Annotated in this window: 16 protein-coding genes; 14 read left to right on the top strand and 2 right to left on the bottom strand. The window is 60.9% G+C overall.

The features are described 5' to 3' along the window. The first annotated feature begins 17 nt into the window (after positions 1-17). The 8 genes from AC3ITY_RS14530 (at position 18) to AC3ITY_RS14495 (ending at position 10,029) form a co-directional block, all read left to right on the top strand. The gene (locus tag AC3ITY_RS14530; protein ID WP_489310135.1) at positions 18-1,676 is read left to right on the top strand and encodes a bifunctional 3-(3-hydroxy-phenyl)propionate/3-hydroxycinnamic acid hydroxylase; all 1,659 of its coding nucleotides are present in this window, start codon (positions 18-20) and stop codon (positions 1,674-1,676) included. A 20-nt stretch (positions 1,677-1,696) separates the two neighbouring features. After that, a complete protein-coding gene (locus tag AC3ITY_RS14525) occupies positions 1,697-2,545 on the top strand; it encodes a VOC family protein (RefSeq protein ID WP_489310133.1) in 849 nt (282 codons plus the stop codon). Between the two features lie 49 nt (positions 2,546-2,594). Beyond that, positions 2,595-3,524: an MBL fold metallo-hydrolase gene (locus tag AC3ITY_RS14520; RefSeq protein WP_489310131.1), complete on the top strand. Its 930-nt coding sequence runs from the start codon at positions 2,595-2,597 to the stop codon at positions 3,522-3,524. Positions 3,525-3,538: 14 nt separating this feature from the next. Continuing rightward, positions 3,539-4,534: an amidohydrolase family protein gene (locus tag AC3ITY_RS14515; protein ID WP_489310129.1), complete on the top strand. Its 996-nt coding sequence runs from the start codon at positions 3,539-3,541 to the stop codon at positions 4,532-4,534. Between the two features lie 48 nt (positions 4,535-4,582). Beyond that, complete coding sequence (locus AC3ITY_RS14510) at positions 4,583-6,052, top strand: aldehyde dehydrogenase family protein (RefSeq protein WP_489310127.1); 1,470 nt, start codon at positions 4,583-4,585, stop codon at positions 6,050-6,052. Between the two features lie 18 nt (positions 6,053-6,070). Beyond that, positions 6,071-7,198 (top strand): NAD(P)-dependent alcohol dehydrogenase, encoded by a 1,128-nt coding sequence (locus AC3ITY_RS14505; RefSeq protein WP_489310125.1) that lies wholly within the window; start codon positions 6,071-6,073, stop codon positions 7,196-7,198. 98 nt (positions 7,199-7,296) lie between these two features. Further along, positions 7,297-8,658, top strand: coding sequence for an outer membrane beta-barrel protein (locus AC3ITY_RS14500; protein WP_489310123.1), 1,362 nt, complete (start codon positions 7,297-7,299; stop codon positions 8,656-8,658). Positions 8,659-8,739: 81 nt separating this feature from the next. After that, positions 8,740-10,029 carry an MFS transporter gene (locus AC3ITY_RS14495; RefSeq protein ID WP_489310121.1) on the top strand — a complete coding sequence of 430 codons (1,290 nt, stop codon included), beginning with the start codon at positions 8,740-8,742 and terminating at the stop codon, positions 10,027-10,029. A 45-nt stretch (positions 10,030-10,074) separates the two neighbouring features. On the opposite strand, the gene AC3ITY_RS14490 is transcribed toward AC3ITY_RS14495, so the two are convergent. Continuing rightward, positions 10,075-10,989, bottom strand: a complete 915-nt coding sequence (locus AC3ITY_RS14490) for a LysR family transcriptional regulator (protein WP_489310119.1) — start codon at positions 10,987-10,989, stop codon at positions 10,075-10,077. Positions 10,990-11,104: 115 nt separating this feature from the next. Between AC3ITY_RS14490 and AC3ITY_RS14485 the strand changes: the two genes are divergently transcribed. From AC3ITY_RS14485 to AC3ITY_RS14460, 6 genes are all read left to right on the top strand, one after another. Then, positions 11,105-12,373, top strand: a complete 1,269-nt coding sequence (locus tag AC3ITY_RS14485; protein WP_489310117.1) for a serine hydrolase domain-containing protein — start codon at positions 11,105-11,107, stop codon at positions 12,371-12,373. 74 nt (positions 12,374-12,447) lie between these two features. Further along, positions 12,448-13,464, top strand: a complete 1,017-nt coding sequence (locus AC3ITY_RS14480; RefSeq protein ID WP_489310115.1) for a zinc-dependent alcohol dehydrogenase family protein — start codon at positions 12,448-12,450, stop codon at positions 13,462-13,464. Between the two features lie 91 nt (positions 13,465-13,555). Continuing rightward, the gene (locus tag AC3ITY_RS14475) at positions 13,556-15,004 is read left to right on the top strand and encodes an aldehyde dehydrogenase family protein (RefSeq protein WP_489310113.1); all 1,449 of its coding nucleotides are present in this window, start codon (positions 13,556-13,558) and stop codon (positions 15,002-15,004) included. Positions 15,005-15,111: 107 nt separating this feature from the next. Then, positions 15,112-16,782, top strand: a complete 1,671-nt coding sequence (locus AC3ITY_RS14470; RefSeq protein ID WP_489310111.1) for a phytoene desaturase family protein — start codon at positions 15,112-15,114, stop codon at positions 16,780-16,782. A gap of 324 nt (positions 16,783-17,106) precedes the next feature. Continuing rightward, a complete protein-coding gene (locus AC3ITY_RS14465) occupies positions 17,107-17,556 on the top strand; it encodes a cyclic nucleotide-binding domain-containing protein (protein ID WP_489310109.1) in 450 nt (149 codons plus the stop codon). A gap of 17 nt (positions 17,557-17,573) precedes the next feature. Then, positions 17,574-18,206 carry a Rossmann-fold NAD(P)-binding domain-containing protein gene (locus AC3ITY_RS14460; protein WP_489310107.1) on the top strand — a complete coding sequence of 211 codons (633 nt, stop codon included), beginning with the start codon at positions 17,574-17,576 and terminating at the stop codon, positions 18,204-18,206. Between the two features lie 34 nt (positions 18,207-18,240). On the opposite strand, the gene AC3ITY_RS14455 is transcribed toward AC3ITY_RS14460, so the two are convergent. Beyond that, on the bottom strand, positions 18,241-20,937 hold the full coding sequence (locus AC3ITY_RS14455; RefSeq protein ID WP_489310105.1) for a helix-turn-helix transcriptional regulator: 2,697 nt from the start codon (positions 20,935-20,937) through the stop codon (positions 18,241-18,243). Between the last annotated feature and the right edge of the window lie 22 nt (positions 20,938-20,959).

The raw sequence follows: 20,959 nt of genomic DNA, 5'->3' as shown, positions 1-20,959 counted from the left end.
CAGCATCGGTATCGAAAATGACCACTTCCAAGATTATCAACACCGGCGTGCTCATCAGCGGCGCCGGCCCCACCGGCCTGACGCTGGCCAACTACCTGGGCGAAGCCGGTGTGGAGACGTTCATCATCGATCGCAAACAGAGCACTGTGGGCGAACCACGGGCGGTGTCGATCGACGATGAGTCCTTGCGCACCATGCAGGCCGTGGGCATGGATCAAGCCGTGCTCAAAGATGTCGTGCCCGGCTACGGCGTGCATTACTACACTCGTCCGGGCGGCCGTTGCTTCGGCAAGGTCGAGCCGACCTCGACCCTGTATGGCTTCCCCAAACGCAACGCATTTCGCCAGCCACTGTTCGAAGCCACCTTGCATGAAGGCATGCATCGCTTCGACAACCTGCGCGTGGGCTTCGGCCATGAATTGCTGGATGTCGAGCAGGACGCGACGGGCGTTACCGCCAGCGTGCGCGATGCCAATGGAGAAACTCTGACCGTCAAGGCGCGGTATCTGGTGGCCTGCGACGGCGGCCGCAGCCCGGTGCGTAAACAGCTGGGTATCAACATGGTCGGTTCGAGCTTCCAGTCGCGCTGGCTGGTGGTGGACACCGACCAGGACGACGATCCGTTCTGGCAATGCCGGATGTATTGCGACGCGCGCCGTCCGACTGTGGATGTTCCAGGGCCCCATCGCACCCGGCGCTACGAGTTCATGCTCAAGGCCGATGAAAGCGACGAAGAGATGCTCGACGAAGAGCGGATCAAAGACCTGGTCAAACCCTTTCGTGGTGACAAACCGATCTCCATCGTGCGCAAGACCGTCTACACCTTCCACGCCCGGGTGGCCGAGCGTTGGCGCGAAGGCCGGATCTTCCTGGCCGGTGACGCCGCGCACCTGACCCCGCCCTACGCTGGGCAAGGCATGAATAGCGGTGTGCGTGATGCCCACAACCTGGGCTGGAAACTGGCCGGTGTGTTCAAGGGACACCTGAGCAGCGATGCGCTGGACAGCTATGAAACCGAACGCCGTGATCATGCCTGGGCGTTGATCAAACTGGCCCTGGGCCTGGGTGTGGTCATGGCACCTTCCAGTGTCTGGCGGGCGAACCTGATCAGCGCGGCCTTCCGAGTGATCGGCCTGCTGCCACCGCTGCGCGATTACTTCTTGCAAATGCGCTTCAAGCCCAAGCCGCGCTTCACTCAGGGCCTGGTGATCGGCAACGGCAGCGCCGGCCAGTTGAGCTGCGGGCAGATGTTCCCGCAACCGACGGTCGAGGACGCGGCGGGCAATTCGGTGCTGCTGGATAAAGTCCTCGGCACCGGTTTCGCCCTGCTGCAATACGCGCCCCTCGCCGACAGTCGATTGAGTGCCCTGAAACACCCGTTGTGGGAACGCCTTGAAGCACGGCGAATCCTGGTTCTGCCCAAGGGCAGCCTGGTTGATTCGACCCGCACCGAGCACGTCTGGGTCGACCGCGACGGCGCCCTCGCGACCTTGCTCGGCGAGCCTTCGGGACAACTGTTGCTGCTGCGCCCGGACCGCTATGTCGCGGCGATTTTCCCCCTCGCCGAGGAGCAAATCATCGCCAATGGTTTTGCCATCCTGCTGGGTATTCATCAGATCCCGGCCAGTGCCGCGATTGACCCGCGCGGCACCCTCGTCGACACCCTGACTCCGTAATCACCGCCAAGGAGACCGTCATGCATACGTTGCAGACTCAAACCCCCGCGCGCCTGTTATACCTGCACCTCTCCAGCAAAGAGCCGCAGCGCCAGGTCGATTTCTACTCACGCATGCTCGATTTGCAGGGCTACCGACAAGCCGATGGCACCTGGGTGTTGACCGGGCCGCAGCGCGCGGTCTTGATCAGCCCGGCCGACAGCAACGGCTTTCTCGCCGCCGCCTATGGTGTCGCCGACCAGGCCAGCCTCAGCCGTTTGCGCATCAACCTGCAGGCTCGCGATTGCCAGACCGAGGACGTCCGTTCGCCGTTGCTGGAAGACAACGCCTTCAGCATCCGCGACCCCCAGGGCCGGCAATTGCTGTTCGGCGTTGGCCGGGACATTCCCGACGCCAGCCACCCCGGCATGCCCGGCCGTTTGCAGCACGTAGTGTTCCAGACCACCGAGCTGGAAGCGGTGCTGGACTTCTACATCAACAAGGTCGGTTTCACCGTGTCTGACGATGTCGTCGATGAGGCCAACGGCGCACTCATGACCCGTTTCATGCGCTCGGATAACGAACACCATTCGCTGGCGTTCTTCCGCGGATCCAGGAACGAACTGGATCACCACTGCTACGAGACCAACGAGTGGAACGACATTCGCGACTGGGGTGATCGCTTCGCCGCAGAGCGCATCACGATCTTCTTCGGCCCCGGCCGCCATGGTCCCGGCAACAATTTGTTCTTCATGGTGGTGGATGCCGACCGCAACCGTCTGGAGATCTCCAGCGAACTGGAAGTGACCGGTCCGGAGCGCGAAGCCGGTGTCTGGCCGCACTGCGAATACTCACTCAACTCCTGGGGCAAGGCCTGGATCAGAACCTAAGCAGCGCCCCCTCTCAATCAACTCGACAAAAACAACAGACAGGTGACCTATGAGCGCTTCATTCACTCAGCAACTGCAAGGTGGCTGGACCCGTTTCATGCATGGCGAATTCGAATGCACGGTAATTACCGACGGCCCCTTGCACATGGGCGCCCCGCATCCGACCTTCATCGGGGCTGATCCGAAGGAAATCGACCAGTTACTGGAAGACAACTTTCTGCCCAAAGACCGGATGTCACTCAACCAGAACATCCTGATCGTCAACACCGGCAGCCAACTGGTGCTGTTCGATACCGGCTCCGGGGTCAACGCCGAGTTCGGCATCAAGACCTTCGGCGCGCAAACCGGCCAGGCCATCACTAACCTTCGTGCCGCGGGTATCGACCCGACGGACATCGACATCGTCGCGCTGACCCACGCCCACCCCGACCACTGCTGGGGCCTGGTGGACGATGACGGTCAGTTGCTCTACCCCAATGCGCGGATCGCCATCGACCCACGGGAGTTGGATTACTGGACCGACCTGAGCATCCTTTCGACGCCCAAGGGCGAAGCGATGAACCCGCACATGCGCGACCACTTCCTGGGTGCGCACAAGAACCTCACACCGTATGTGGAGCTGGAACGCATCATCCTGATCGGTGACGGTTTCGAGCTGCTGCCAGGCATCACCGCCGTCAGCACCCCCGGCCACAGCCCGGGCCACACCGTGTACAAAATCAAAAGCCAGGCACAGACGCTCGTACTCTGGGGCGATCTGTGTCACCACCAGATCCTGCTGTTGCAGCGGCCACAATGGGGCTTCTTGTTCGACTATGACAACGCGGCGGCAGCCCAAACCCGGATGCAAGTCCTCGAAGAAGTAGCACGCAAACGCTACGCCGTTTTGTCCTATCACTTCCCCTTCCCCGGGCATGGCCATCTGGTCAAACGCGATGGCAGCTACCGCTGGTTGCCGATCGAATTGCAATTGTATTGAGTCGAGGATTACCCATGTCCCTGCCAACCGATTCGACATCGCGCTGTCACTGCGGCCTGATCGATGTTCATGCCCATTGCCTGTCACCGACCTATAAGGCCGCGCTGACCAAGGCCGGCTTGCTGACCCTGGACGGCGGTTATCCGGTGCCGGAATGGTCACCGGAGAAAGCCCTCGCGGTGATGGACGCCGGCAATATCGACACGATGATCCTGTCCGTGTCGTCGCCCAGCGTAGGCTTTCTCAAGGAAAAACATGAACGCGTGGCCCTGGCCCGTGCGATCAACGAAGACACCGCCGCAGTGATTCAGCAACACCCCGGCCGTTTCGGCGGTTTCGCCACATTGCCGCTGCCCCACGTTCAAGAATCGCTGGCGGAAATCGCCTACGCCTTCGATGAATTGAAATTCGACGGTGTGGTGATCGAAACCAACGCCGACGGCAAGTACCTGGGCAGTGAAGACCTGGCACCGATTTTCGATGAGCTGAACCGTCGTCAGGCCACGGTGTTTCTGCACCCGACCTCACCGCAATGCTTCGACGCGGTCGGCCTGGGTCGTCCTGCTCCGTTGTTCGAATTCCCGGTGGACACCGCACGGACAGTAATCGACCTGGTGTTTTCCAACACCTTCAAGCGCTGCCCGGACCTGAACCTGATCCTGCCCCACGCTGGCGGTGTGTTGCCCTCGATTGCCCGACGCATCGCGCTGTTGTCCGGCATGCCGGCGATGAAGCCGGCCCCCAAGCCGGGGACCGAAGTGATCGAGGAACTGCAACGGCTGTACTACGACGTGGCGATGTCGGCCAACCAGCCGACCTTCGACGGATTACGCACGCTGGCGCCGCTGTCGCAAATCCTGTTCGGCACAGACTTTCCGTTCCAGCCGGCCGCCAATGTTGCAGCCAACGTGAACAACTTCCGCGCCCTCGAAGGCTTGAGCACCAGCGAGCACGAAGCGATTGCCCGAGGCAATGCGCTGCGCCTGTTCCCGCGTTTGCGCCGAGGCTGAGAACGCCCATGAGCGCCTGGCGCTCGCCCCCTATAGAGAGCGAAGATCATGATCACCAGTCATTACACCGGTTTTGCCGGCCAATACATCGACGGGGAGCAACGCAGCGGCGGCAGCGGTCGCCCGTTGCTGGACACCAACCCGTACAACGGCGACGTGATCGCCGAACTGCAACTGGCCGACCTCACCGACCTTGAGCACGCCTGCCAGGCCGCTCAAACCGCACAGGTACGCTGGGCACAGGCGCTGCCCGCCGAACGCAGTGCGGTATTCCACCGGGCGGTGCAGATCATGCAGACCCGCCGCGAGGAAATCGTCAGCTGGCTGATCCGAGAAAGCGGCAGCACCCGCACCAAAGCCAACATGGAATGGGCCGCCGTGCGCGACGGCATGCTGGAAGCGTCAACCTTCCCCAACCGGGTTGTGGGGCGGATCCCGCCGATCGATATCGCCGACAAGGAAAGCCGCGTCTATCGCAAACCGCTCGGGGTGATCGGAGTGATCAGCCCTTGGAACTGGCCAATGCACCTGTCACACCGCTCCATCGCCCCGGCGCTGGCCCTCGGCAACGCCGTGGTGGTAAAGCCATCGCAGGAAACCCCGATCACCGGCGGTCTGCTGCTGGCGCGGATCTACGAAGAAGCCGGGCTGCCGGCCGGACTGTTGAATGTCGTGGTCGGCCAGAACAGTGAGATTGGCGATGCGTTCGTTCAACATCCCGCGTTGCGCTTTATCTCCTTTACCGGCTCGAACAACGTCGGTCGCCATATCAATGCGCAGATCGCCGCCGCCAGCACCCTCAAGCATGTCGCGCTGGAACTGGGCGGCAACGCGCCGCTGGTGGTCCTTGATGACGCCGATCTGGAGCATGCGGTGCATGCCGCGGTGGTCGGGCGCTTCCTTCACCAGGGTCAGATCTGCATGAGCACCAACCGGATCATTGTTGATCGGTCGCTCTACAGCGACTTTGTCGAGCGGTTCGTCGAACGGGTGTCGCGTTTGAAGTTTGGCGACCCGGACGCCGCCGACACCGTGATCGGCCCGCTGATCAATCGACGTCAGATGGACGGTGCGTTGGCGCACATCGCCCAGGCCCGCGCCGACGGCCTGCCGCAACTGCTCGGCGGCGAGCCACAGGGGCTGGTGTTGCCGCCGCATGTGTTCGGTCCGGTCAGCAATGACTCGGCGCTGGCCCAGGCCGAGCTGTTCAGCCCGATTGCGCAGATCATCCGCGCCGACAACGAAATCCACGCCTTGAACATGGCCAACGACACCGAGTATGGCTTGAGCAGCGCGGTATTCACCCGCGACGAAGGCCGTGGCCTGCGCTTTGCCCAGCAGCTTCAGGCAGGGATGGCGCACATCAATGACATTCCGGCCAACGACAGCCCCAACAGTATGTTCGGCGGAGTGAAAAACAGCGGATTGGGACGTTTCAACGGTGACTGGATCATCGAAGCCTTCACCACCGACCACTGGATCAGCGTGCAGCACGCGCCACGTCCTTATCCATTCTGACCCGAGGAGTGATTGCTCATGCAACAGCCACAGTCAAACCTGCGCCGCGCCAAAGCAGCGGTGATCCGGGAAAAAGGCGGTCGCTTCCTGATGGAAGAGATTCAACTGCAAGCGCCACGCGCCGATGAGGTGCTGGTCCGGGTGGTGGCCTGCGGGGTGTGCCATACCGACCTGATCGTGCGCGACCAATACTTCCCTTGCCCGTTGCCGATGGTTCTCGGCCACGAAGGCTCGGGGGTGATCGAGGCGATTGGTGCCGATATGAAGGACTTCAGCATCGGCGACCACGTGGTGATGACCTACCTCTCCTGCGGCCACTGCGAACCTTGCAGCACCGGCGAGGCGACGTATTGCACGCACACATTCGCGTTGAATTTTGGGGGCAGTCGCCTTGACAGCAGCGGTTCGACCCAGGATAGCCACGGGCATGCGATCCACGATCACTTCTTTGGTCAGTCATCGTTTGCCACTTACTCGATTGCCAACCGCCGCAACATCGTCAAGGTCGACAAGGACTTGCCGCTGGAGATGCTCGGCCCATTGGGTTGCGGTGTGCAAACCGGAGCCGGGGCAGTGCTGAATGTCTTGCAACCGAAGGCCGGGACGTCATTTGCGGTATTCGGTGCCGGTGCCGTTGGCTTGAGCGCGCTGATGGCGGCGCGCATTGCCGGGGCGACCACGCTGATTGCGGTGGACATCACCCCCGGGCGCCTGGAACTGGCCAAGTCGCTGGGGGCCACCCACGTGATCAACAGCAAGGAAGTCGATCCGGTGCAGGAGGTCCGGCGCATCACCGGTGGCGGCGCTCACAGCACCCTGGAAACCAGCGGTCGCCCGGCGGTGCTGCGTCAGGCCATCGATGCGCTGCGCACCCGCGGAACCTGCGCCATTGTCGGAGCTCCGCCAGCCGGCACCGAAGCCAGTTTCGACGTCAATGACGTGATGACCCAGGGCCGGACGATTCGTGGGGTGATCGAGGGCGAAAGCATTCCCTCGGTCTTCATTCCGCGCTTGCTGGAGTTGTATCGCCAGGGCCGATTCCCCTTCGACAAACTGGTGCGTTTCTACGACTTCGATGACATCAACCAGGCCGTTGCCGACGCGCAGAGCGGCCTGACTGTCAAACCGATCCTGCGTATGGGTTAAACCCGACGCAAGCAACAGGCTGCCCTCCTGTCTTCAGGTCATCGCCTGAACCGGGCGGGCAGTGAATTCGCCTACCTACAAAAACAAGAGAAAAGGCAATGCATACCATCAAGATCACTCAGCTTGGTGCGGTTCTGGCCGCCTGCGTAACGCTAAACGTCCATGCTGCACCGTCCGAAGATCGGGGCGAAGGCGCCCTGTTTACCTCGATTTTTGGTGACAGCCTGGAGAAAGAAACCGGGATCATCGTCTCGGGCCTTTCAGAAACCACCTTCTCCCGGAACAACCGCTCCACGGCGGATGAACGCGAGGGTGGCATGACTAACTTCCCACTAATCGGTGCCGGCGATGAAGGCCTGGAGTTCGGCTCACTACGGCTGTTCATCGACAAACCGCTGGCGTCGAACGTGATTCCTCGGGTCACACCGCTACCCGGCCCGACACCCGAGAACTTTTCGTTCGGCTTCACATTCGAGGGTAACTACGGGCGCAATGCCCAGTTCGCCCGCACCTTCGGCTGGGACATGCATTGGGGTGTGAACTCCCCGGGCGACGATGACCCGGCCAAGGCCCAGCGCGACAAACAACGGTTCCTGGCCGTACCCAACCTGGCCGCCACCGCCTACCTGCCGATCGGCACTGGCCTGACCGTCATGGCCGGGATCTTTGGCCCGGGGATCGGCTATGAAATCCCGCCGGACATTCGCGAGGCGCGCAACGCCTTCGCCACCAAGACTTACGCCCTGGTCTCGGAGCCGGGAACGTTCTCCGGTGTGTTGATGGGCACTCGCCTGATGAGCAACGCCAGCGGCGTGCTGGGTGTCGAGTGGGGCGTGGTGCAAGGCTGGAACAACCTGCGTGACAACAACGACAGCAAATCGCTGACTGGCGCCGTGCGCTGGCGCACGCCAGACATGAAAACCTGGGTCGATTATGAGTTCGTCGTCGGTAATGAGGAGAACTCCAGCACCGACGATGTGCAGGCACCGATCCAACGGCTGATTTCACCGGACGGCCAACTCAAGCAACAGCACTCGGTGAACGGCTGGCATGCGTTCGATGAGCATTGGTCGATGGGCGCGGAAGTGGTCTACGGCCATCAGGCGGGCGACGGCAAACAGAGCACTGTCGACATCGTCAACGGTCCGGGTTTTGACGGCGCCAAGTGGTGGGGAGCGAACGCCGTGGTGACCTATCGCTATCGCAAAGACCTGGCCTTCTCAGTGCGTGGAGAGCACTTCAGTGACCCGGATGGTTTCGTCCTGTTCCCGGTCAGCGCCGCTCACGGCGACTTCAATGCCGTCACCGCCGGCTTTCGCTATGACTTCAACCGCTACCTCTCGCTGCGCCCGGAACTTCGTTACGACTGGTTCGATGGCAACAGTGAGGATCACCCCTTTGGAAACGGCCGCGACCGCAATCAGCTGACCGCCAGCATGGACGCGTTGATCTACTTCTAAACCGCTGTTTCTAAGCCGCACCTGGCCCCGGAATGCCTGGGCCATGGGCTCGTCTCATCCCTTAATCTGGAAACCCGAACCATGAACAACAACAAACCTGCATGGGATTCGCGTTACGAATGGAAAGCCGTCCTGCTCCTGGCATTCGGTTTTGGCCTGGTCGGCCTGGACCGCTTTATCATCCTGCCGCTGTTCCCGGCGATCATGAAAGACCTGGCGCTGGACTATCAGGACCTGGGCAACATTTCAGCAGTACTGGCGCTGGCCTGGGCGCTGTCGTCCATCCTGATCGGTCGTATCTCGGACACGTTCGGCAGACGCAAAGTGCTGATCCCTTCGCTGATCATCTTTTCACTGTTGGCCGGCGTCTCGGGGCTGGCCTCGGGTATCGCCTCGCTGCTGATGATCCGGGCCGTAATGGGGGTTGCCGAGGGTGCGTTCACCACCACCTCGATCGCCACCAACGCCGAAGTTTCTCATCCGCTGCGGCGCGGTCGAAACATGGGCATCCAACTGGGGTTCTTCCCCCTGCTTGGGCTCGGGCTGGCGCCGATCATTGCAACACAATTGCTCGCCGTGGTGCCGTCGTGGCGTTGGGTGTTTGCGATCGTGGCGCTGCCGGGGTTCGTGCTGGCCTGGTTGATCTACCGCAACCTTAAGGAAACCCGGCCGCAGACCACCAAAGCGACCACCACCACGGCCGACCCTGTCGAGAAACACAGTTGGCTGACCGTTCTGCGTCATCGCAACATGCCGCTGAACATCATCTGCATGTGTTGCGCGCTGACCTGCCTGTTCGTGGTCAGCGTGATGACGGCCAACTACCTGACCGATTACCTGCACCTGAGCATTCCACAAATGGGCTTCGTCATGTCGGCCATCGGCTTCGGCGGGTTCACCGGGGACATGATCATGCCCTCGCTGTCGGATCGCTTCGGACGCAAACCGGTGCTGCTGATTTCATTCGTGGCCACAGCGCTGTTCCTCTGGCTGCTGACCAACACCGGTGCAGAACCGCTGAAGTTGTTCGGCCTGTTGTTTATGACGACCTTCTTTAACTTCAGCATGATTTGCGTGATCAACGGACCGTTGACCAGCGAGTCGGTGACGCCTTCGCAGATCGCCACCGCGACCGGGCTGGTGGTGGGCGCGGCGGAGTTGTTCGGTGGTGCTGTGGCTCCCGCACTGGCAGGCTTCATCGCCCAGCACTACGGCATCGAGAAAACCCTGTTGCTGGCGCTGGGCAGTCTGGGAATCGGCCTGGTGGTGAGCCTGTTCTTGAAGGAAACCCTGCTGAGCAAGCGCAAGTCGCAGTCGGACCAAGGGTTCCCGGCCTCTGGACTGGGCATGAGCAACATCAAACCTGACTGATCTCGCTTCCCGTTGCGGCTTACCGGTCGCAACGGGTCACTCACATCAAGGCAGTGACCACGGCGCAACAGGATTGAAGGCCCCAACCAGGAAATCGATCATCACTCGAACCTTCGCCGGCGGCATGCGATCGGACGAACGCACCAGGTGAATGCCCCCCAGATCGGCGGACAGGGCGTCAAGCGTGACCCGTTCAAGCGCCCCCTGGCGAATGGCATCGGCGACGATGAACTCCGGCTCGTAGAGCACGCCCAGACCTGCGGCGGCCGCCGCTACCAGCGCATCGCCGTTGTTGGTGCGCAAGCTGCCTTTTACCGCCACACGCTTGTCGGCGTCTTTGCCAAATCGCCACTCGTCAGGACGCGACAGGCTCGACAAGGAAAAACTCAGGCAATTATGCGTGTGCAAATCAGCCCAGCGTTCGGGACGTCCATGCCGATTCCAGTAGTCGGGCGCGGCACACACGACCATCGCGCTGTCAGCCAGTTTGCGCGATACCAGACGGCTGTCTTTCAACGGCCCCACCCGAATAGTCAGGTCCCATCCCTCCTCCATCAGATCCACGACGCGATCATTTAACCCCAGATCAACGGTGACCCCCGGGTGCTTGCGATTGAACGCAGGCAGCAACGGCGCGACGAAGCGCACACCGAAAGACAGCGGTGTATTGAGCCGAAGCAACCCGCTCGCCTCCACACGCTGTGAGGCGATCATGGCTTCCACATCCTCCAGGTCCGGCAGTATCCGGCTGCACGCGTCCAGATACTGCTGCCCCGCTTCCGTCAGCGTGAGCTTGCGCGTGCTTCGATGAAACAGGCGCACACCCAACCGCACCTCCAGTGCATCCACATGTTTTGTCGCCATCGCCGGCGACACCCCCATCTGCCGAGCGCTGGCCGAGAGGCTGCCCAGATGGGCGGCTTGCGAAAAAATCTGCATTCCGGTAATGCGATCAAGCATTTTTATTTCTCGCTCTCATTAAAAACTGAATCACCAGATCGCTGGATTATCACCCTCGGAGTGAAGATATAGAGTGTGGCCCAAGTCGTCACCATGCTTGAGACAGGAATCAGTAATGGAGTCCACAACGCTTCAAAACGCGGCAGACACCAAAGAATTTTCCCGGCGCCAACTGCTCGTCACCGCTTCGGTGGGCGGGCTGGGCATAACGCTCGCCGGTCCCCTCTCCAATGCCTTGGCGGCAGCCCCGACATGGAATCGGATCAAGGCGCTGGACGAGGTGATCTTCAACGCAGTGAACAGCGGCCAGATTGTCGGCGCGACCGTTATTGCCGCGAAAAACGGCGACGTCGTCTACCAGCGTGCAGCGGGTTTCGCCGATCGGGAAAGCCGACGTCCCATGAACGAAGACGAAGTCTGTCGTTTGGCCTCGATGACCAAACCCATCGTGGGCGTAACGGCGCTGGCGCTGATCGACCGGGGCCAACTCGGTCTGGAAGATCCGCTGACCCGCTGGCTCCCGGACTTTCGTCCGAAGCTCGCGGACGGCCGCGAGCCGGTCATCACCGTGCGCCATCTGCTGACCCATACGGCGGGCCTGTCCTACGGTTTTCTTGAGGCGCCGGACGGCGCTTACCATCGGCTCGGCGTCTCCGACGGGTTGGATGCGTCCGGCCTGACCCTGGATGAGAATCTGCGACGCATCGCCTCCGCACCGCTGCTTTTCGAGCCGGGTACCGGTTGGCACTACTCGGTGGCCATCGATGTGCTCGGCGCGGTCATCGAGCGGGTGACCGGCCTGACATTACCCGAGGCGGTACGCACCCTCGTGACCGCCCCTCTAGGCCTTTCCAGCCTCACATTCGTCGCCGCCCCCGACACCGTTCTGGCCACGCCTTATGGCGATGCGGCGCCTCAGCCCAGGCGCATGACCGATCCCTTTTCACTCGGGTTCGGACCCAGCGCGATTGTCTATTCGCCCGTCCGCGCCTTCGACAGTAGCGCCTTCCCCTCGGGCGGCGTCGGCATGGTCGGTACTGCCAGGGACTATCTGCGGTTCATCGAAGCGATCCGCACGGGCGGTGCCGGGATCATTCACCCCGACACGGTGGCGGCCATGACCCGCAACGTCATCGGCGATCTGCCGGTCTCCGCAGCAGGCCCGGGCTTCGGCTGGGGGCTCGGAGTGGCGGTGCTCAAAGATTCGCAGGCGGCGAAATTGCCGCTGCGGGCCGGTAGCTGGAACTGGGCCGGGGTCTATGGCACGAACTTCTGGGTCGATCCCGCTGAAGGCCTGAGCGTCGTCGCGCTGACGAATACCGCGGTCGCCGGAATGAGCGGAGATTTTCCGACCGCACTGCGCCGGGCCGCCTACGCAGACTGACCCGTAGCAATGGTTCGTGCTCCGCAAACCCGGTTCTTTGAATCGATCACGTTACCTACGTCAAGGAAGCAAACATGAAGGCTTATCAAATCTTGGCCGGTACCGGCATCGCCGGACTCGAACCTGTCGAGCGTCCCAATCGCACACTCGACGCCCACGAAATCAAAGTGCGCATCGATGCGACCTCACTCAACCACCGCGATCTAAGCTTCGCGCGGGGGCAGTTTTATAACCCGCCGGGCTATCCGATCATCCCTCTGGTCGATGGCTGCGGGGAAATCATTGCGGTGGGCCGCGCGGTCAGCCGCTTCAAAGTCGGTGATCGGGTCATCACCAGCTATTACCCACGCTGGGTGGATGGCGCACTGTCGCTGGACAACACCGCTGTTTCGTTCGGAGCTCAATTCGACGGCACCCTCGCCGAGGAAATCGTGGCGAGCGAGGAGTTTTTTGCGCGGGCTCCCGCCAGCCTGACAGCGGCCGAGGCTTCGACCTTGTCCTGTGCCGGGGTCACGGCCTGGAACGCGTTGTTCGTCGCCGGCGCGGTCAAACCGGGTTCCAGCGTCCTCATTCTGGGCACCGGCGGCGTATCGCTGTGGGCACTGCAACTGGCCAAGGCGGCGGGTCTCTTTGCGATCGTGACCTCGTCGCAGGACGAAAAACTCGAACGGGTAAAAGCCCTCGGTGCCGATGCGACGATCAACTATCGCACCACGCCGCAATGGCAGGATGAAGTCCTGCGGCTGACCGCCGGTGCCGGGGTCGATCTGGTCGTCGAAGTCGGTGGCGAAGGCACATTGGCCCGCTCACTCAAATCCGCTGGTCCTGGCGCAACCGTCGTGGTCATTGGCCGGGTCAGTGGTGGCGGCGGCGTCTCGATCGAGCCCGGCATGCTCATCGGTGGTGCCAAACGGCTGGTTGGGGTCACCGCCGGTAGCCGGGCCATGCTCGAAGACCTCGTGCGCTTCGTCGACGTCAACCGGATTGTGCCGACCATCGACAAGGTCTTCCCGTTCGATGAAGCCGTCGCCGCTTACGAATATCTGCAATCGGGTCAGCATTTCGGCAAGATCGTGATCAAAACCCGATAAACACACAAATCCCACAATATTGGATTTGTGTTGAATAATCCCGTTGATATCAGCATTCTTTACCCCCCTTTATCACTTCAAAGGTCTTCACATGGGTCAGCTAGCAAAGCACTGGATCAATGGCGAGTGGATGGACAGCGGGCAACTGCGCGACAGCATCAACCCGGCCACCGGAGAGGCTTTCGCCTCGTTTTACGACGGGGGCGTGGCTGAGGCGAAAAAGGCTGTGGCCGCCGCTAGGCAAGTCTTTCTCGACAGCGACTGGAAAGTCGACGCGATGCGGCGGGCGACCGCACTCAGCCACCTCGCGGATGCCTACGAACAACGCTCGCAAGAAGTGATTGATTGCCTGACCACCGAGAACGGCAAGTTGAAAATCGAAGCCGGTTTCGAGGTCATGCAAATCGTCCGCGCCTTGCGTTTTGCCTCCGGCCTGGCGCTGCACACCTTCGGTCGCGTGGCCGAACCGCGCCCTGGCACACAATCCATGGCGCTGCGTCAGGCCGTCGGCGTAGCGGGCCTGATCGTGCCGTGGAACTCACCCGCGTTTCTGCTGATTCGCGCACTGGCACCAGCGCTTGCCGCCGGGTGTACTGCCGTCATCAAGCTACCGGCACAAGCCGCTCAGGCAGCCCGGTTGTCCGCGCAGATACTGGCCAGCGTTCCGGAGCTCCCCAAGGGCGCGGTCAACATTTTTATCGAGAGCGGCGCCGACGGCGCTAAGTTCCTGGTCGACTCCCCTGACGTACCGGTAATCAGCTTCACAGGCAGCACCTCGACGGGCCGCATGATCGCCCTCGCCGGCGCTGCGCAGTTCAAGCGTATCGGCCTGGAATTGGGCGGAAAGACACCGCACTTGGTGTTTGATGATGCCGACCTCGAGGCGGCAGTGCCGGCCATCGCTGCGTCATCGACAGTATTCGCAGGCCAGTTCTGTGTGACCGGCAGCCGAATTCTTGTGCAGCGTGGTATCGCGGAAAAACTCAAGGGGCAGCTCGGGCAACAACTGTCGTCCGTGCAACCTGGGCCTGCGGCAGACCCTGCCAGCCAAATGGGCCCGCTGATCGACCGTCAGGCGGCCGAGCGTGTCGACCAGATGGTGAAAGCAGCGCTCGACGATGGCGCGACAGCGATTGTCCGTGGCGGCCTGATCAGTGAAGGACCACTGGCCGGTGGCGCGTTCTACCGCCCCGCGCTGCTGGAGGTTCCGGCCTCGGGGCTGGCGATTTCGCGTGAGGAGGTGTTTGGCCCGGTCCAGACGTTACAAGTGTTCGACACCGAGGATGAAGCGATCGCCATGGCGAACGACAGCGAATATGGGCTGAGTGCCTGTATCTGGAGTCGCGATGTCAACCGGCCGATTCGCGTCGCCCGGCAACTCGATGCCGGTCATATCTGCATCAACGACTGGGCCAGCATGCAGGTCGAGTTCGAAGAAGGCGGCTTCAAGAACAGCGGACAGGGTCGGCTCGGTGGCCTGGCCTGCCTGGATGACTTCCTGGAGTACAAACAGATTCTTCAGGTTTTCCGTCAAGGGTAACGGCAAGTCGGCAATGGGCGGCGCACAAACAAGCCGCCGCCCAGATGCTCACTCAACGCCAGTGCTCACGAAGTTCCCCGTCACATCAGTGAAGACAGGAGCAGAAGATGCCGCCTATGGATCGTCGCGATTTTCTCAAAGCAGCGGCCGTTATTCCGGTCGCACTGTCAGGTCTTGCAGGCATGGCCCCTGCCGATGCGGCCGATACTGGGCAGGCATTCGTAAAACGAGCTCAACCGCCGTCTGAGCATTTCAACTACGTGATTGCCGGTGCTGGCCATAACGGCCTGGTCTGCGCGGCGTATCTGGCAAAAGCGGGTTACCGGGTACTGGTACTTGAAGGTGATTCCGTCATCGGCGGTGGCTGCAAGACGACCGAGCCACTGCTGCCAGGCTTCAAAGAGGATCTGTGTTCCAGCGCCCACGGCGCGATTCTCGCTAACCCGCTGATACGTGACCATGAACTGGACCTGGCGCAGTACGGCTATGAGCTCCTGTATCCAGACGTGGTGTTGCACTATCCATTCCTCGATGGCGCGTCGTTCACCGTCTTTCGCAATGATGTCGAGCGCACCGCCGCGACCATCGAACAGGTATCAAAAAAGGATGCACAGACTTTCAGGCGCATGGCTGCAGCCCGTGCAAACCTGTCCTTAATGACGCCCGAAACAGCGGCCACCACCCGTGACGGCCTCTACCTGCGACGACTGGGCGAGATGACGGGGTTCACGGCGGCCCAAGCGGTTTGGGAGAGCCCGCAGATGCGCGCGGCCGCCCTTTCCGGCGGGCGGTTTTTTGGCCCCCTCGGCAGCGACTACGGCACGGGGAAACAGGCGTTCTCGATGCTCGACCACCTGAAAGGTCGGCCCATTCCCAAGGGCGGTTCCGGGATGTTGAGTGTGGCGCTTGGGCGCTTTATCGAAGCGCACGACGGGGTGATTCTAACCCGCAAGCCGATTGTCCAACTGATCATCGAGAGTGGCGCGTGCAAGGGTGTCGAGTGCGCCGATGGCACGCAATACCGGGCTGACAAGGGCGTGATATCAAGCATCCACGTCAAGCACCTGATCGACATGGCGCCTCGCGAGCTGTTTGGTGATGCCGTTCTCGATGGGGTCAGCCTCATGCAACCGGAACTGGCCATGTTCCAGTTCCATTTTGCATTTACGCAAGAGCCCGAGTACCCGTTGGCCTCAGGCGGAACCCTTGCCAGTTGCGAAGCCTCGCTGATGGAAGAGCCCGCGAGTATTTTCACGCTGGCCCCGGACGACGTGCGCGGCGAGCTGAACATTGCGGACTACCCGCTTCAGGTCTGTCACCCGTCGGTGTTCGACAAATCCCGCGTGCTGGCAGGCCAGGGCCTGCTGAAAATTGAAGGATGCATGCCCTACAACCTCAAGGGCGGGCCGCAACACTGGGATGCCATCAAGGCTCAGGTCGCCGACGCTGTTTTAACGCGTTACATGCGTTACACGACCAACCTGACCAAAGACAAGCTTCTCGCCAGCTACCTGTTAAGCCCTCTGGATATTGAACGGATGAACCCTTCGATGTGGCGAGGCAGCGCGCACCACTTCGACAATCGCGGCAGCAACTTCGCCCCCTGCCGCATGGGCATTCCCGGCCTCTATCAAACGGGTGCCTGCACGGCACCGGGCGGATCAATCAGCGGTCTGCCGGGACGTAATACGGCACAAGCCGTATTGCAGGATCAAGGACGCACCCTGAAAGAAGTGGTTGCTTCAAACGCACTCGGTCGTCGAGCCACGACAGCGTAGCGATTGCTGTTTCCGTGCTTTCACTTGAGCCGGAACATTGCTGGACATCGCACGCGATTGTTGAGGTAAATGGAATTGTATAGTCAATTTTTGCGTCATTATCTTCGCCGAAAAACAGTCCATCATTCCTCGCTATCTGCCCCACACCCAGGCGCGAGGCATGTCCGACCGCCCTCTCGCAGGACTGTGATGAATTTCAATTTGAGTAACAGCGCGGCACCGCTACGCACGTGCCTGCAGATTGCAACCCTGGCGCTATTCACAACGATGGGGCTTGTGGCGTGTGGTGCTCAGCGTACGCCCGATGCCAAGCAGGAAATGACCATGAAACCTTCGATCACGTATTTGCATTTTCTGCGGCACACACCGTTTTTCACATCGCTGTCGACAGAGCAATTGCGCTGGGTCATCGACCATTCCCGGGAATGGGAAACCGAGGCGGGTTCGGTCATCGCCAAGGTCGATCAGACTGGTGCATCGGCGACGGATTACTGGGTCTTGCTCGACGGCGGATGGCGGGTTCACTACGACGGCAGCACCTTTCCCAGCAGACACGCAGCCCCGGGCAAGTGGTTCAACATTCGCGTAGCCCAAGGTGCAAACTGCGCGCTGATCACGACCGAACACAGCTATGTGATGCGCATTACCGAGGCCGACATGAACACCATGCTGGAGAAAGGCTTTGCGTTTGGCCACCACCTGGATGATGGCCGCCTTTATTACGGCTCGATGTTCCACAGCAATTCCCAGCCATTGGGGCCTTCGGGCCATTGAAGGAAGAGACAACGACAATGAAGGTATTGATTCTCGGCGCGACGGGACAGGTTGGGCGCAACGTACTTCAGCAAGCGCTGAAAGATGAGCGTATCGGACAGATTATCGCGCCCACCCGCCGTGCCCTCCCCGCACACCCCAAACTCAGTAATCCGGTGTCAGAGGATCTACGGCGTGCCCTTCCGGATGTCGCCAAGCGGTCAATCGATGCCATGATCTGCGCGATGGGAACAACGATCGCGAAGGCGGGTTCAAAACAGGCGTTTCGACAGGTCGATTACGTGTTGCCGATCAAGTTTGCAGAACTTGCTTTGTCGCTGGGAGCCAAGGCTTGCGCAGTGATCTCTTCGCCCGGGGCCTCTTTGTCCATTCCGCTTTACTATTGCCGGATCAAAGGTGAGCTCGAGCGGGATATTCAGAGCATCGGGTTCCCCTCGATGACGATTATCCGACCAGGCATGATCGGTGGCAGTCGTGAGGAGTTTCGTCCTGCCGAGCGCTTGATACTTCCATTGGCCGCCCTGCTTCGGCCGATATTGCCGCGAGGCCTGTGGATCAATCCCCCAGCCAATATTGCCAGGGTGATGATCGATGCCGTGCTGTCCAGGGCAGATGGCATTCACATGTTCACCTCCAGAGACCTTGTGTGAATGCCCGGTCAACTTGACGAACAGCCCGTGGGATTTACCTGTCACTCACCGGGATGACATTGCCGATGACTGCGGCCGTCGCGGCACCTCGGCTGTTGACGCCCAGCTTTGTGAAAATCGTCTTCAGATGCTGCTTGACCGTTTCCGGTGAAACGCCCAGTTCACGGCTGATCCTTTTGGTCGCCAGCCCCTGCACCAGCCAGTACATGACATCGCGTTCGCGGACGGTCAGTTGCACATTGCACTCGATTCTTCGACGTATCGCGGCCAGTCGGCCATCACGAATCCGGTGCTTCAATCCGATGATCGCCGTCGGCTCGTCGTCCCCTTGGGCTTCGAGCCAGGCGATGTCCACCAACTCATCTACGAACGGTTGAGAGATGCAGCCCTCAGCGGCGATGGCAAGTGCCGATTGCCACATCCTCCGTGCCCCGCACTCATCACCGATGGCGATCAGAACACGCATGTACAACAACCTGGCGGCGATCACCGCAGGACGCTCCTCCATCTGCTCTGCCAGTATCTGGAGTCGATCGGCATAAAGGCTGGCGTACTTCAAATCACCACGCGCCAACGCAAACCGAATGGCGGCACGACCGACGGCTTCTACGTCCGCCCACGGCAACTTGCGGATACCGCAAGCGTCCTTCCACAGACCTTTGAGATTGATCTGCATCGCCAACACTTCCATTTCGTCGTTGCGCCCCTCGTCGGCCAGCCAGACCAGCCTGGTGCAGGCGGCCAACACGCCAAGATGCGGCAACGTTTCGGCGTCGGCGAGCCGTTGTGCAGCGTCCAGTTGAGCCATCGCGGCCACCGAATCGCCAAGGGCGTACAAACAACGCGCGCGCTCGATGTAGACCGCGGCGGTCACCTCGAACAGAAGTCCGGCAGAGTGCGCTTCGATCCCCTCAAGAATGGCCAGGGCTTTTTCCAGTTCGCCGCTCAGGTTCGCAACGCGCGCGCGCAAGGCGGCCACCATGTTGCGGAACGACGTTTGCTCGAAGCGGATGACCGCATGACTTGAATCGATCGCCTTGAGCAGAATGTCTTCGGCCTGATCCAGGTGCCCGGACCCCACACATTCGCGCGCCCGATTAAAACGCACCCACTGGATGTTGTAATCGCTGTTTTCGGAGCGGTACATCAATTCGATCCGGGCGATGTAGCGAGCCGCCCCCGACAAGGGGCCATAGCGGTGCAAAAAGAGTATTTGCAGGGGCAGCAACAGACCGAGTATTCGCCAGTCATCGCAGAACTGGACCATCGCCAGGCGCGTGACCCGATCTAGTTGTGCCCAAGGTGAAATGATGAGTTCGTGCTCGGCCCGATTCAGCAGGACCAGGCAATCGACCAACGAGACTTCGAGCTGAAAATTTTCATCGGCAGCCAGCCGCGCAAATGGGCTGCCAGGCTCCGCCAGCTGCAGTTCGCGCTGCAATCGCTCCATGTCCCAGCACGCTTCACGGGCGTTGTTTTCAGCCAGCAGATGCGCGATGTACAGCAGACGCAGCCTGGGATGGGCCTGCCTGACCGCCGATGGCAGGCGTGAAAGCAGGACGTGGGTTCTGCCGATACCGGCATCGGCTATCAACCGTACGGCACCGTTGTGCTCGACAATTCGGGCCGCTGTTTCCGGCTCCCCGGCCTGTATGGCCTGGTCCACCGCCCGGATCAAATCCTGATGGGCCGCGTAGGCGTTCGCCGCTCGCAAGTGCCGACGCGCAATCACGTTATCCCCGCTGAGGCGAGCGTGCCAGATCAGGGATTCGCGCAGCCAGGGGTTCACATGAACCGACGTCGCATCAGTCCGATGTTTGATCAACGGAGCCAGCCCCGCGAACCAGGCGATATGATTTGCACTGTCAGAGCGTTCAAGCACTGCATTGGCAATGTCGACTGTCACCTCATCCAGTATCGATGTATCCAGCAGGAAGCGGCGCTCCTCGTCGGGCAATGGCGCCAGGATCTGCGAAGCAACGTAATCATGGGACTCCACCAGCGCGGCGGCCATCGGATTGAAATTGACGAATGATGCCTCCCTGTCCCCCGGTGATCTGAAGGCATGATGGTGCGCCATCAACTGCATCGCCGCGGGCCAGCCTTCACTGCGAGTCCAGGCCTGCGTCAATGCCTCGGTCGGCACACCGTCGGTGAACAGGCTCGCGGCCTCTTCGAACGTAAAGGCAAGATGCTCCGGACCGATCAGGCGGACGTAGCCTCCCAGTAGATACTGACTTAACCTCGCCTCTTGTCGACGCCGGCCGGCCAGGTAGCAACTCACGCCATCCGGCAGTTCTCTGGCCAATTCGATCAGTTGGGCATCTGCTTCCGTATCCAGCCATTCATCGTTATCAATGAATAATGCAAAGCGCCCGACACGCTCACTGACCTGGGCGAGCAGCTCGGTGATTCGCACGCAGGATCGGAATCCGCAAAGCCCCGAATGATGCAGCGCCTCAGACAACACATCAGACAGGGATGACATCCGGTCCTGAGATTGAGCATTCATCCATATCGTTGTAATGCCCGACGCCTTTAATTGCCGCGAATGCTGTGCGTAGAGCGTGGTTTTTCCAAAGCCGGCAGGCGCTCGAAGGATGGTCATTGACGCGCTGGCAACAGAGGTTCCATCCAGTTGCAGTAACAGTCGCTCACGCACTAACGCAGCATCGATTCGCACGTCCGGCATGAAGCGGGAAACGGCTTTGGATCGAACATTGGGTTCCACACACACTCTCCAATCAGAGGGG

Source organism: Pseudomonas sp. GL_091 (genome assembly GCF_057837725.1).
The sequence above is the reverse complement of the archived record's forward strand: the minus strand, read 5'-3'. Positions and strand labels throughout refer to the sequence as shown.